Origin of the sequence: Puia sp., from assembly GCF_035546395.1 — a bacterium.
Classification (GTDB): Bacteria; Bacteroidota; Bacteroidia; order Chitinophagales; family Chitinophagaceae; genus Puia.
Genome location: NZ_DASZXR010000011.1, coordinates 76,148 through 90,989, shown reverse-complemented (window position 1 = coordinate 90,989; position 14,842 = coordinate 76,148). Strand labels below are relative to the sequence as shown.

Genomic DNA, 14,842 nt, shown 5'->3' with positions numbered 1-14,842 from the left:
ACTGTCTATTTTATACTCCTCTTTTCTCCTTTTTCATTCGTGATCTCCACCGAGACCACCCCATCGCCCCACTCCAAAAACCGGCCCGACTGCGAGAGAAACGATTCCCCATAATGAAACTCCACCCTCCGCACCTTTCCATCCCGAAGCTTCACCTCCGCACTCACATCATCCGGCCGCACCGGGATCATCCGCCCCGGCTTCCGCTGTTCGAACACCAGCAACGGCCCCCGGTTCTGCCCCGCAGCCAGTATCACTCTCCCTCCTGCCCCTCCGAGCGCAACCAGCGCCTTCCCATCCCCGGGAATATAAATACCACTTTGCACGATCGTTTCGGCACTGAACCCACCCTTCCCATCCCCCTTCAAAAATAGCCCGTTCAACGCATCATATCGACCCGCAGCAACCTCCGTACCATAGTCGTTCCCGTTAATAACAAGGTCCAGGTTACCGTCATGATCGAAATCCCCCGCCACCATCCCATTCAGACCTGAAAGCTGGGCCTGCATCGGCAACGCGATCATCGTGAACCTGCCGCCACCGTCATTGCGGAACAGGCAGCTCCGGAATTGGTTGGCCTCGAGAATGGTGGCCCCTTGCCGCTGGTCGGGGCTAAGCACCTCGTCCATCGTCGCAACGGCATAGGACTTATACGTCGGGAACCGTGTCCGCATGGAGGTCATTTGGCGCAACAGGTCATCCCTCGACATCGCCGGATACTCCCGTTTCTCTCCATTCGAATCGGGCAGGTACAATGAAGGGATCATATCATAGATCCCATTCTTGTCGAAGTCCTTCCCATACACTCGCACAGGATATTCCGGCGAAGCCCGGTAGAACGAATTCAGCCCCACATTGCCGACGACATAATCAATGTCCCCGTCATTGTCAAAATCTCCGCTCACGATGCTGTTCCACCATCCCTTTTGGTCGCTGGTACCCGAAACGGACGTGATATCCTTCAATACCCCGCGATCATTCCTGAATACAGTCAGCGGCATGAACTCTCCCGCCATTATCAGGTCGGGCCAACCATCATTGTCGATGTCCGTCCAGAGACCGTCACAAACCATTCCCACTTGCTGCAGACCCGGTGCCATGCTGGCCGTCACGTCGGTGAACCGCAATTGCCCATCCTTCGAATCATTCCGGTAAATAAAGCTGGAAACCGGCCGCGGATAATGACCGGGGTCCACCCGTCCGCTGACAAAAAGATCCAGTTTCCCGTCATGATTGAAGTCCGCCGCACGGACACAAAACTTGCTGGTGAAATTTTCCGGCAACGCTTTTGCCTGTAAAACAAAATGCCCCTTCCCATCGTTGAGGTACAACCGGTCGCGGTAAGCATCGCTGTTCTCGGGGTTCTCATAGCCGCCCCCGGCTATATAAAGGTCTGCATGCCCATCGCCGTCGGCATCGAAAAGCAACACCCCCTCGTCATCACAAACCTTTTTCACCGCGGCGGAATCCGGCATCAGCTTCGAAGTCACGAAATTTCCAGCGGCCTGCTGCAAAAGCAACACGGCGCTATGTCCAGCCGATCCGCCCACGACGAGGTCGTCCAGTCCATCGCCGTCGACATCCCCCACCGCAATGCCGGGTCCATACTGGGAAAACTTATGGGGTAGCAGCCGCTGAACATTGAAATCGATAAAGTCCCCCTCCTCCTGCCGGTATTGGAGCCCAATGCTGTCCGTTATATTCCGGAACAGGGCCGAAGAAGCAAACCGCTGGCCCTTCACCACCCCCTCCTGGTCTGCATTCCGGATATCCACCGTCAGCACCTGGTCCACCTTCACATTCGTCAGCAGTTGCACCTTACCGTTCTGCCACAGCACTCTGACCGTATCCACCACTCCCACCGGACCGAGTCCGAAATGGGCATGGTCGGCCATCGTGGACAGATATCCCCGATAGGGATTGTTCTCGTACACCTGTTGCCGTCCATGATCGTAATGAAGCTCCACGATCGCCCCGAATCCCTTTCGATTCATACTATCCCCGGCAAGCCTGATGTCCAGATAGTGAGAAGATTCCGGCTTTTTTTCCCGCGTCAAATTCCGGTAAACTTGCGCCTCATCATTGATGTTATTAATGACGACATCAAGATCACCGTCCCCATCAAGGTCGACATACACCGCGCCGTTGGAAAATCCCCGTGCCGTCAGTCCCCATTGTTTCGATACGTCCGAAAAGGTCAGATCGCCATTATTGCGGAATGCGAAATTCCGGATGCGCACCTGCGGGATCTGGTCCAGGATCCATTTCTTTGAGGCAAGATTGTTGGACTGCCTCATGAACATCACAAAATCATGATCCGTAATATCCTTGGGATAACCGCCCGTTACGATGATATCCCGGTTGCCGTCATTGTCGAAGTCGGCAACCAGCGGCGACCAGCTCCAGTCCGTCTCCGCGATCCCGGAATACCAGCTGATCTCACTGAACACCGGATCTCCGATCGAGTCCAATCCCCCCACCCGCGGCCCCTGGTTTATTTGCAGACTGTTTCGGACATACTGGTATTGATATCCATAAAGCTCCGTGTTCTGGTACAGAAGATAGTTGGAGGAATTGAGGAACATCTTTTTTCGGTAATTGCCGGGCGGATTCATATCCAGCTCCACAATATCCGGCAGCCCGTCATTGTTGATATCCTCGATATCCTGTCCCATCCCGTTGGCCGACGTATGTTTGAAATAGGATTTGGCCTGATCGGTAAAAGTCCCGTCATGGTTGTTGATATACAGAATATCATCCCCAATGAAATCATTGGACACATAGATGTCCTTCCACCCGTCGCCGTTGATATCGGCAATTGTGGCCGCATGCCCCAATCCTTCGATCGTCACCCCAGCCTGGCGGCTCACATCATGGAACACAGGATGGCCCAGCGAATCACTCCGGTCGTTCCGGTATAGATGACCGGTACTGGGAAAACTCCCATCCCTGATTTGCGGCCGGAAGTTATTAGGATTCGATCCCTTTGGGATCTCATTGACCGTCAGATACATGTCCAGATCGCCATCGTTGTCGTAGTCGAAAAAGCTGGCCATCGTGGAATACAGGGTATCGGCCAATCCATATTCAGCCGCCATCTCCTTGAAACGCGGGACACCATTGGCATCCTTGCCCTGGTTGACATACAGAAGATTTGTTCGTTGCCGCGCATCCGCCTTCATATTCGCACAAAGATAGATATCGGGCAAGCCGTCATTGTTGATATCGATCACGGACACTCCTCTGAACCATTCCCCATTGCCGGCTACCCCCGCCGCGTCCGTGACATCATCAAAATGAAAATTTCCCTTATTCAAATAGAGCTTGTTCGGAACAAGATTCCCGGTAAAATAAATGTCCTCAAGCCCGTCTCCGTTGAAATCACCGACCCCCACCCCACCGCCATTGTAAATGTTCGTCATGTCCATGGGATTGACACTGTCATTCTCGACGATCAGGTTGTTGAAATGGATCCCCGATTCGTTCGGATCCACCCTTTGCAGCATTGGGTTACGGCCATGACAGGCCGCAAGGCTTAGGACGCAGCAGGCCGCCGCAACCAGCGCCCACCGCTCTTTTAATGCGATCATAAAAGCAATTTCGGTAAAAAATGAACAATTACCATGCATTAAAAAACGAGGCCGTCTGCCGACGGCCTCGTTTTTTAATGGTTGTAGTAGCTGTTGTAAACTTGTTTAGTATCCCGGTATCTGCTTCAGGACAACCTTACCGGAGGCATTGTTGGCATCGATCTGATCCTGCGGGATCGGGAAATATTCCGACTTCCCGGTCGTAAAGGTCACATTCTTATATTGAGCCGGATGGATCGGCGCCTGGATCTGTGCATACGTATTCAGAATCGCCGTCATACTCCCCGGGAACGCCACCTGCCAGCGCTGCAGATCGAAGAAACGATGACCTTCCATGGCCAGTTCAAGCCGTCTTTCCATTTCGATGGCCGCCATCGCGATGGCGGCATTGGCAAAATATCCCAAAGGATAGACACTGATCTTGTAGTTATCGGCCGGAATGGTGCCACCCTTATAGGTGTAAGTGGCAGCATCGAATGCGCCATCCTTGTACACCCACCAGTTGGGGTTGGCGGCGCGGGTTCGCACCTGGTTGACCAGGGCCTCCGCCTTCGCCAGATCAACGGCGGACCCCAGCACATAACACTCCGCACGCCATAGAAGCACATCGGCAAAGCGGATCAGATTGACGTTATTGGCGTCCAACTCTACGTTCGCCCAGTTATTCTCGACATCGGAGAGAGTCCCCTGCTGCGATTTTGCATATACATTCTTCTTAGGGCTGAAGTGGCCGTCATCACCCGTGCTGCGGATCCAGCTGTCGCCGGGATGCGGCCCCCAGTCCAGGTAAGGGATTCCGGCTCTGCCGATGCTGATATCAATGCGCGGATCGAGATTGCCGGTATATTGACCCGCCGTCCCGTCACTGACATTTGCACCGGCCTGAAATGCCGTCCCAAGAAGCGGGAGCCCGTTGGCATCCGTCTTATAGGCATTCGCAAGGTCCTGCGAAGGATTGAAGAATCCGCAGCAGGCGCCCGGGCCGCCGCCATATGGGAAGTTCAACACATCGCCGTAGTTCCCGTTACCGGAGCCGGCAGCAGCCGAACCGTCGTTGACCGACATCTGCGCGGCAAATACACTTTCCGGATTGTTCTTGGCGCCTGGATCCGGATCGAAATTCGTGGAATAGTTTGTCTGCAAAGCATACTTGTCGCCATGCGCCGTTACTCCGTTGGTGATAAGATCATCCAACAGGGGAGCTGCCTTGTCGTATTGTTGCTCGAACATATACACTTTCGCCAGGAAAGCCTCGGCCGCATATTTATTGGCTTGCCCTTTGTTTGGCTGGGTGGCGGGCAGATTAGCCATTGCGTATTGGAAGTCGGCTTCTATCTTCGGCCAGATCTCGACATAATTGCCGCTACCATCGACATTAGGTACCCGGAAATTATTGTTGGAAAAAGTTACGCTCTCGTCTACCCAGGAGGGATAGTGGAATATTTTCCGCAGCTCGAAATAATAGAATCCCCGCAAAAACAAGGCCTCAGCCTTGAACTCCACCGTATCGGCGCCGCTGATATCCTTTGCCTGCCGCATCGTACGGATCACGTCATTGCAACGCTGGATAGCGTCATACATCGCATCCCATTTGTTGGATACATAGCCGTTGGTCGGGGTCGCATTCCATTGGAACAACCCTACGACATCGCCCTGGTCCGAGGCAGTTGAACCCTTGTAGGCATTGTCGGCCGCAACCTCGCCATAGGTCCAGTTGGAAGCCGCCGAACCCCAGCCGGAATTGTTCAACCCCTCTCCATCGAGTCCGGAATAGGCGCCGATCAGTATCCCCTGCACCCCATCTTTGTTGGCAACAATGGAGGGATTCAAAGTTCCCTGGGGTGGCTTGTTCAGGAATTTCTTCCCGCAAGCGACGAGCAGCACCAGAAAAAGAAACACGCCCGGCAGCAATATTTTATATTTACGTTGTAGCTTGTTCATACAGCATTATTTTTATCTGTCGATTTTAATAGGTTCAAATTTAGAAGGTCAGGTTGATGCCCAACACATAAGTCTTCTGATTGGCCGGGTAATTACCCAGGTCGATCCCGAAATTGGTTTGATCGGACAGGTTCGCACCCTGTAACTCCGGATCAAGGCCCTTATAAGGAGTGACCGTAAACAGGTTGGCGCCCTGCAGGTAGATTCGCAGCCGGTCGATACCCACCCTCTTAAGCAGGTTGGGGTCGATCGTATACCCTATGGTCAGCGACTTCAGGCGGAGATAAGAACCCTTCTCGACATACCAGCTGTTGATAACGTTCGTATTGCTGAACCCGGATACCGTAGAGATCTTGGGATATTTCGGGTTTAGGTTGGTCGGCGACCAGGAATTCTGGATCAGATCCGCGTAAACATTTCCCTGGAACACTTGTGGCAACGCAGTCCAATATTTGACATAATTGAAGATATCTTGCCCGTACGATCCATAGAAGAAGGCGGCAAAATCAAAGCCCTTGTAACTGGCCGCCAGGTTCAGGCCATAGGTAAGCTTCGGATTGGGATTGCCGATCCAGGTACGGTCGCTATCGGTGATTGCGCCGCTATGGTTGACATCGTCATATTTGAAGAAGCCCGGCGCTGCATTTGCCTGAGTCGGCGACTTCTGTACATCCGCATCGTCCTTGAAATAGCCGTCGACCTTGTAGCCGTAGAATTCGCCGATCGGCTGGCCGGGTTGAAACCGTGTAAACGAGCCGATCCGGTTCGAACCCGCATTGGTATAGTCGACATATTTGATCCCCGGAGGCAGGCTGATCACTTTACTCGAATAATGCGTAAAGGTACCGGTAATGTCAAAGTGGAAATCCCTGTTCACCTGGCCATGGTAAGTGATGCTACCATCAAAGCCGACGTTCTGAATATCCCCCAGGTTAACCTGCGGCAGCGCAGCCCCGCCGATAAAGGCCGTGCCCGGCGACGTAAACAGCAATCCGCTGATCGACTTCTTGAACCAGTCGACAGTCACATCGAAATGCTTGACGGTGAAGTCTACCCCTACATCCGTCAAATTATCCTTCTCCCAGGTTGTAGCCGGGTTGCCCAGGTTGCTGGCATAAAATCCAAGCGTCGAACCGGTACTGCTTCCGGATATGTCGTAATACGAATTATAAGCGTTACTGCCGAAGAGGTTATACGGGTTGGTGCTGTTCACGTTCCCGAGATTACCCGATTTTCCCCAGCTGCCGCGCAACTTCAAATCGTTCAGCCAGGTGACGTCCTTCATGAAATCCTCCTGGGAAATACGCCAGCCAAGGGAAACCGAGGGGAACCAGCCCACCTGATGTCCTGGACTGAACTTGGAAGATGCATCCCTGCGCAGCGTACCGCTTACCAGGTACTTGTCTTTAAAAGCATAGTCCAACCGGCCAAGATAGGACCAAATCGAGTTTTGATAAGGGTCACCCGCATTGTAAGCGGTGGTCAATCCCCTGTTCGCCTGCGTAGACGGCGAACCCGTTTCGAGCGTCCAGTAATCCGGGTTCGTCGAGAAATAATTAGCGCGCTGTCCCTGCAGACCGCGACCCGAATAGTTCTTCGCCTCCGTACCAACCAGCACCTTCAAACTATGATCGCCGAAGGTCTGGCTGTAGTTCAGCGTATTGGTCCAAATCACCGTATTATTGTAGCCCCCGCCTTCGGTGAACCCGTTTTGCGCGGTACTGCCTTCCGCATTCTCATACGGAGTGTAGTTGAAGTAGTAGTAGTAGTAGTTATCAACCGTCCCGCCCACACTCGACCTGGCGGTGAAATGGTTCAGAAAATCGACCTCGGCAAAGACATTCCCGCTGATTTGCCAGTCATTGCCCTTATTGTCTTTCTGCCTCTCCTGTACCGCTACCGGCTGAGCGGAGTTATTGATGGTAAAGGAATGGGTACCGGCATAGTTTCCGACGACATCATAGACGGGGACCAACGGCGGGATACGATACGCATAAGAGATCGCATTGCCTTCATTCTGGTTGGTGATCTGCGGATTCTCCTTGAAGAAGATATAGGCATTCTCGCCGATCCGGACATGGTTCTTAACATTAAAGACCGTGTTGGCGCGAACCGCATAACGCTTCAGATAGGTATCGATGAGCGTTCCCTGGTCGTTCAGATAGTTCAGCGAGAAATAATACGAAGATTTATCACTCGATCCGCTGGCGGAAATAGAATGCTGCTGCCAGGGCGCAGGTTTGAATATCTCATGGAACCAATCCGTCCCTACCTTATTCGTTTTTGTGATCTGGTTGTTGACAATATCATAGGCACCCGGATTCTGATTGGCGGTATAGCTGGGGTTCGGTGTCCCATTCGCATCACTGTACGGGGTCGGCGACAGATAATCAGGCAGCGTGGGAGGAGCATAGGTCGCACCACCCTTTCCAAACCAAAGGTTCCCCGGCACCGTCCCTTCGTTGTACGACTCCAGCCAGAGAACATCCGCATAGTTTTGACTTCCTCCAAGACGGAACCCGTTCTTTAACGGCCGTTGTGTGCCGTAAAACCCGTCATAAGTGATCGTGGCTTTCCCTTTACCCCTCTTCGTGGTAACGACGATAACCCCGTTCGAACCCTGTACCCCATAGATCGCGGTCGCACCGGCATCCTTCAGCACCTGGATGGATTCGATATCGGCCTGGTTCAAATCATGCAGGCTTCCCTGCACCCCATCGACAATTACGAGAGGATCGACATTTCCGTTAGACGTAATACCCCGGATCCGCACGTTACTCCCACCACCCGGCTGACCCGAGTTGATCACCGTAACACCCGCCGCCTGGCCCTGCAGAAGGCTTTCCGTCGTCGAACCCGGAACGCTCTTCATGTTCTTGATGTCCACGACAGCAACGGCCCCGGTGATGTCCTTCTTCTTCTGCGCCGTGTAACCGGTGACGATCACATCATTGAGCGTACTGTTGCTCTGCGTGAGCGAAAGATCACCCAGGCTCGTCCGCCCCGCAACGGGAATCTGGAATTGCTCAAACCCGATCGCCGTGATCACCAGCGTCGGATTGGCATTGTTACCCGGTAATTTTAAACTGAATGTTCCGTCTGCTCCTGTAGATGTGGCAGCTTTCGAGCCTTTAACCTGAACCGTCGCGCCAAGTACCGGCTGGTTGTCCAACTTACCAATGACCCTTCCGGTAATGGTCGTCTGCGCAAAAAGACTAAAGCTTAATAGCAAGGCAATAACACCAAGGCCATAGCCTTTGCAAGCTCCGTTAGTTTTGGATGGCATAACTTCGTGAGTAGTTTTGAATGGTTGTATAAAATCTAAGTCGAAACTACACCCAATGTAGATAAAAAATTGATATTATTTTAACAATTCCTTGTACTTTTTTTTAATCTCCGTTAACGCCTATTCTTTCCCAGTCCCTTCAAAAGCAATACGCTGGGACCTTTCTTCCAATCCGTCGTGTCCCTGCTCAAAACAGGCCCCACCGAAAAGTTACCCAGTACCAGGTCGGTCTTACCGTCCCCATCCATGTCCGCCGCATCCATCGTCAACCACCTCCCACTCCTCGCAGCCGCGACCGTATACGGCCGGAACACCCAATTCCCCCGGTTCTCGAAGTACACGAACCCCTCGCCTGGATTGTGCTCATAGTCGGCAAAAAAAGCAGTCACCGCCAGGTCCATGTCCCCATCTCCGTCAAAGTCCCGGGCAAGGGCCTTATAACACCCGTTGATCGGGTAGAAGAACTTTCTGTAAAATCGGTTTTTCCCATCGTTCAAAAAAATATAAACCCCATGGTAAGGCTTGAACTCCACGGAATAATCGGCATTGTCACCACAGGTATATACTATGTCCGGATGACCATCCCCATTCATATCGGCCAGTTCGAACGACGAAGACCCGTAGACCGGCGGGAAGCGCAGCACCCTCCGCTCCTCGAATCTCCCCTGTCCTTTGTTCATATACAGGAAGATCCCCTCGTCCCCCTGCGCAAACAACACCCAGACATCCGGTCTCCCGTCCTTGTCGACGTCCTGTATATAGGCCCGGATCGCACCCGGCTGCGCTCTCAGTACATGCCTGACAAAACCACCCTTGCCGTTATCCTCCATCCAGCTTAGCGCGCCCCTTAGGTTTCCAAACTCACAGACCAGGTAATCGGTCCGCCCGTCTCCATTCAGATCCGCACCCGTTACCTGCACCGGCCTCGCCAGGTCCCATAAAAAAGGTTGGCTGTCCATCCGCATCCCGCCCCCACTGTCGATATGGACTCTATAGGCGCCGCCAAGCCGGGCATTGTTCGGATTGATATTGCCGATATCACAAGCCACTCCCGACGTATCCCCGAGCTGCATATCGACGATCCCGCCGCGAACGATCAGTGAATCCAGTTTTTGCAACCGGCTGTTGTAACGGTTCAGCACACCCGGGAACACCCTTCCCATCAGAAGCTGACGTCGCTTTCCGGCAGTGTCGATACGTACGAAACAAGTGACGGGTCCATATCCGCCAGGGATACCGGACGGAGCAAAAAGAGAAAAGCCCTCCTGAATGGCCTCGTGCCGGGGTTGCGGCGGCATCGAATCCGGCGCCACACCCGAATAATAGTCGATAAGTTCCTGCCACTGCCAGTCGGCCAGCAATGGCCTCGAGGGATAGGCGCCGCTGCCTACGTAAGGATCAAATCGATACGAGGGGTATTGTACCCGGTTATAATGAAAGATCCCCAGCCGCGGCCCCATCGCCGGCAATACGCCCTTCTCCCACGTTCTCTTATCCAGCAATAGGGGGTCCGGTAAAAGATGACAGGACTGGCAATACGTCGCGGCCAGCGCCCGGCCATGCCTTATCGATGAGTCGGCGATCAAAACCCCGTTCGAATTATGCGCGGGTTGACGGCAACAGAGAATGAACAAGGACGCAAACGGCCAGCCCCGCCACGAAAAAAATCCCTCGCACCGCACAGTTATTTTTTGAAGTATCTTCATTGGCATGAAAAAGATAGCCTGGTCCGTATTGTTGCTCCTCTTCGCCATGGTAAACTGCCGGACTAAAAGGTCGGCCGAAGACCTGAAAGATCATCTCAAGGAAGCAATGGCGAAAAAATTACAAAAGCAAAGGCCACCCAATACACCCCCGATCAATTTCCAGATCACCGACGTTGTCTACTACGAAGACGTTAAATATTATGATTGTGAGTTTACGATCAGACTCCAACGGTCCGACGGCTCCGATACTACCGGAAAAGTAAGAGGAAGAGTCTCAAAGGACTTCAATACCGTCATAAAATGACGGAGCGGCGTTGCGCTGCAACGCCGCCACTGTCCTAAAACTTCAGCTTATTAAGACGTCGCCCACGCCTTCTCACCCTTCTTATAGTCGACACAACCCTCGTACTTGCCTGGAACGGCTACATAACGCAAAGCCTTCGTTGCACCCGGCTCCGAAGTAAAGTACCCCCAAAGCGTAAGCTCCTTCATCATGCGGAAATAGTGCGAAGGATCCTCCTTCTTCTTCTTGGCCATATAGTCTTTTTGCTCCTTATCGAGGTCGACCAACAGATCATGCCGCTGCTCGGGCGTGCAATCCATAAAGGACTTGCCGCCATTCTTCGTCTTACAGGCAGCATCCAGCTTCTGCATCCCGTCGATAAAGACCTTCTGATCGGCCTCGGTATAACAATCCTTCACGATCCGCCCCATGAAATCACCCACCTTCGCCTCTTTGGCGCCCGGGGTGTCCGTCTTGGGCAGGATGGTCTCGGCTACCTCGTCGAGAAAAGCGATATCGTCATTGGAGAAATTGGTCCCCGCACCGCCGATATTCTTCGCCGGCGGATTGGTACAGCCGGACAGAAAGGCCTCGGCCCCGATAATGGTCCCGCCCAGTAACAGCCCGACCCGGGCCAATGCGTCTCTTCTATTCATATTCGAAATTTTAGATGTTTCCTTTTTTCAATTCCTTCACGGCATGATCCGCCGCCCTCGCCGTCAGGGCCATGTAAGTTAAGGAAGGATTCTGACATGCCGACGACACCATACAGGCCCCGTCCGTCACAAAGACATTCGGCGCATCCCATACCTGGTTGTACCCGTTCAGCACGCTGGTTTTCGCATCACGCCCCATCCGCGCCGAACCCATCTCATGAATGCCATCCCCCACCGGGTGACCCCGGTCCCAGGTATGAACACCCTTCACACCCGCCGCCTCCAGCATCGCCACGGCCTCCGACTGCATGTCCTTCCGCATCTTCCTCTCGTTATCCTTTAACTCCGCATCCATCGATAACACCGGCAATCCCCACTTGTCCTTGCGATTGGCGTCGAGCGTGATCTTATTCTCATGATACGGCAGCAACTCTCCAAAACCCGTGATCCCGATCGTCCACTGCCCCGGCTCCGTCAGCGTTTCCTTCAACGGAGCCCCAATGCTCATCTCGGCCACATTCCGCTGCCACCCTTCCCGGCTCGCCCCACCCTGGTAGCCAAAGCCCCGAAGATAATCCCGCTTGTCGCCAAACAGGTTCGCGAACCGCACGATATAGATCCCATTGGCCCTCCGCCCATACACATACTTGTCCTCATATCCCTCCATCACCCCGGCAGCGCCGGTATTATAGTGATGATCCATGATATTATGCCCAAGCTCGCCACTGCTGCTGCCAAGCCCGCCCGGCCACACATCCGTGGCGGAATTCATCAACACCCAGGCGCTGTTCAACGCACTCGCATTGACAAAAACGATCTTCGAAGTAAAGGTATAGGTTTTGTTCGTTTCGGCGTCCAGCACCTCCACCCCCGTTGCCCGCTTCTTATCCTTGTCATACAGAATGCGGGTTACGATCGAATAGGGCCTCACCGTCAGCTTACCCGTCGCCACCGCCGCCGGTAACGTCGAAGACTGTGTACTGAAGTATCCGCCGAACGGACACCCCTCCCAGCACCGGTTGCGGAATTGACACTGCGTCCTCCCGGGGATCGGCGCCGTCAGGTTGGCCGTGCGCCCGATGATCATCCGCCGCTGGCCCTTCCAATGCTCCCTGATCCGGGCCGCCACATCCTTCTCCACACAATTCATCTCCATCGGCGGCAGGAAATGCCCATCAGGCAACTGGGGTAATCCCTCCTTACTGCCGCTTACGCCCGTAAACCGCTCCACATGATCATACCAGGGCTCGAGATCCTTATACCGGATCGGCCAGTCGATCGCCCACCCGTCTTTGGCATTGGCTTCAAAATCGTGGTCACTCCACCGGTAGCTCTGCCGGCCCCAGAGGATGCTTCGGCCCCCCAGCCGGTATGCCCGCCACCAGTTGAAGGGCTTGACCTCCGAATAAGGACAATCCACATCCTTTGCCCAGCTGTCGATCACCGCCTCCGTGGCGCCCCAGGTCCTGGCGATATACGGCCGGTCCTTCAGCTCCTGCTGCGTCACCTTACCCCGGTGCGGAAAATCCCAGGGATCCAGTTGCGCCGTCTTATAGTCTTTTACGTGCTCATAGTTCGGTCCGCGCTCGAGCATCAGCGTCGTAAGCCCCTTCTCGGTCAACTCCTTCGCCGCCCAGCCGCCGCTGATCCCGCTGCCGATCACTATCGCATCAAAATTGTTCATCGTTTAGATATTGCCTTTTTTCAACTCGCTCACCGCATGGTCCGCAGCCCGCGCCGTGAACGCCATATACGATAGCGACGGGTTCACGCAGTTGGCCGAGACCATAAAGGAACCATCCGTCACAAACACGTTCTTCGCATCCCATACCTGGTTCCAGCTGTTCAGCACCGAAGTCTTTGGGTCCCGTCCCATCCGCGCCGTACCCATCTCGTGGATGCCACGGCCGGGAAATGGATTGTCGCTCCGGCTCTTGACATTTTTAACGCCGCAGGCCTCCAGCATCTCCACAGCATCGGCCTCCATGTCCTTACGCATCTTCAATTCATTCTCCTTCAGCTCGCAGTCGATGTTCAGGACATTCAATCCCCACTTGTCCTTCTTCGTCCTATCCAGCGTGACCTTATTGTCGTGATAAGGCATGATCTCCCCAAAACCGCCGATATTCATCCGCCACGGCCCGGGTTCCGTCAACGCCTCCTTGTATTCCTTGCCGATAGCGTATTCCGCTACCTCATGAGCATAACCCTCACGGCCGCCGCCACCCTGGTAACCAAAACCACGCAGGTAGTCGCGCTTATCGCCATTGATATTGCGGAAGCGCGGGATATAGATCCCGTTCGCCCTGCGGCCGAAATAGTATTTGTCCTCATATCCTTCAACAAGCCCACTGGCGCCTACACCGAGATGGTGGTCCATGAGATTATGACCCAGTTCGCCGCTGCTGCTGCCCAATCCATCGGGCCAGATATCGGTAGCAGAGTTCATGAGTATCCACGCGCTGTTCAGCGTGGAGGCATTCAGGAAAATGATCTTCGCCTTATACTCGTAGGTCTTGTTGGTCTCGGCATCCAATACCTCGACGCCCGTCGCCTTCTTCGTATCCTTGTCATAAAGGATCTTCGTCACGATGGACCAGGGACGCAGGGTCAGCAGACCCGTCGCCTGCGCCGCCGGCAACGTCGACGACTGCGTGCTGAAATACCCGCCGAACGGACAACCCAGCCAGCACTTGTTCCGGAACTGGCAACCCGGCCTTCCTTCGTGCGGGACCGTGATATTCGCCACCCGGCCGATGATCATATGCCGCATCCCTTTATAATGCTCCTTCAGCCGCGCGGAAATATCCTTCTCCACACAGGTCATATCATAAGGCGGAAGAAAATGGCTGTCGGGCAGATGCGGAATGTTCTCCTTCGATCCGCTGATGCCCGCCCATTTCTCGACATACGTATACCAGGGCTCGATCTCATGATACCGTACCGGCCAGTCTATCGCGATCCCCTCGCGCTTGTTCGCCTCGAAATCGAAATCGCTCCACCGGTAGCTCTGCCGTCCCCACATCAGCGAACGCCCGCCCGTATGATATCCCCGGAACCAGTCGAATCGCTTCGTCTCCGTATACGGACTCTCGCTGTCCTTGCACCAGTAATCCAGGTTCGTCTCGTTCAACGGGTAATCCCGCTTCAACACCGGGTAGTCCTTCTTCATCTGCTCCGTGGCATGCCCGCGATGCGGATAATCCCAGGCCTCCTTATTGGCGTTGACATAATCTTTCACATGCTCGATATGACGACCGCGTTCCAGCATGATCGTCTTCAATCCTTTTTGGGTAAGCTCTTTGGCGGCCCAGCCCCCGCTGATGCCCGATCCGATGACGATCGCGTCATAAGTATTGTCAGCCATGTTCTGTATAGTG

General features: G+C 54.0%; 8 protein-coding genes. 1 reads left to right on the top strand and 7 read right to left on the bottom strand.

Features of this window, described 5'->3' with window-relative positions; translation table 11 throughout:
* Nucleotides 1-5 precede the first annotated feature (5 nt).
* The 4 genes from VHE34_RS11070 to VHE34_RS11055 form a co-directional block, all read right to left on the bottom strand.
* Nucleotides 6-3,590, bottom strand: coding sequence for a VCBS repeat-containing protein (locus VHE34_RS11070; RefSeq protein ID WP_325587747.1), 3,585 nt, complete (start codon nucleotides 3,588-3,590; stop codon nucleotides 6-8).
* Nucleotides 3,591-3,695: 105 nt separating this feature from the next.
* Nucleotides 3,696-5,531, bottom strand: coding sequence for a RagB/SusD family nutrient uptake outer membrane protein (locus VHE34_RS11065; protein WP_325587745.1), 1,836 nt, complete (start codon nucleotides 5,529-5,531; stop codon nucleotides 3,696-3,698).
* A 40-nt stretch (nucleotides 5,532-5,571) separates the two neighbouring features.
* Nucleotides 5,572-8,817: a TonB-dependent receptor gene (locus VHE34_RS11060; protein ID WP_325587743.1), complete on the bottom strand. Its 3,246-nt coding sequence runs from the start codon at nucleotides 8,815-8,817 to the stop codon at nucleotides 5,572-5,574.
* Between the two features lie 113 nt (nucleotides 8,818-8,930).
* On the bottom strand, nucleotides 8,931-10,403 hold the full coding sequence (locus VHE34_RS11055) for an FG-GAP repeat domain-containing protein (protein WP_325587741.1): 1,473 nt from the start codon (nucleotides 10,401-10,403) through the stop codon (nucleotides 8,931-8,933).
* A 124-nt stretch (nucleotides 10,404-10,527) separates the two neighbouring features.
* On the opposite strand from VHE34_RS11055, the gene VHE34_RS11050 reads away from it, so the two are divergent.
* Nucleotides 10,528-10,827 (top strand): hypothetical protein, encoded by a 300-nt coding sequence (locus VHE34_RS11050; protein ID WP_325587739.1) that lies wholly within the window; start codon nucleotides 10,528-10,530, stop codon nucleotides 10,825-10,827.
* Nucleotides 10,828-10,877: 50 nt separating this feature from the next.
* Here VHE34_RS11050 and VHE34_RS11045 read toward each other — a convergent pair whose 3' ends face one another.
* Genes VHE34_RS11045 through VHE34_RS11035 form a run of 3 tightly spaced genes read right to left on the bottom strand, consistent with a single transcriptional unit; the run spans nucleotide 10,878 to nucleotide 14,829 of the window.
* On the bottom strand, nucleotides 10,878-11,462 hold the full coding sequence (locus VHE34_RS11045; RefSeq protein WP_325587737.1) for a gluconate 2-dehydrogenase subunit 3 family protein: 585 nt from the start codon (nucleotides 11,460-11,462) through the stop codon (nucleotides 10,878-10,880).
* 10 nt (nucleotides 11,463-11,472) lie between these two features.
* A complete protein-coding gene (locus VHE34_RS11040; protein ID WP_325587735.1) occupies nucleotides 11,473-13,146 on the bottom strand; it encodes a GMC family oxidoreductase in 1,674 nt (557 codons plus the stop codon).
* A 3-nt stretch (nucleotides 13,147-13,149) separates the two neighbouring features.
* The gene (locus VHE34_RS11035) at nucleotides 13,150-14,829 is read right to left on the bottom strand and encodes a GMC family oxidoreductase (RefSeq protein WP_325587733.1); all 1,680 of its coding nucleotides are present in this window, start codon (nucleotides 14,827-14,829) and stop codon (nucleotides 13,150-13,152) included.
* Nucleotides 14,830-14,842 lie beyond the last annotated feature (13 nt).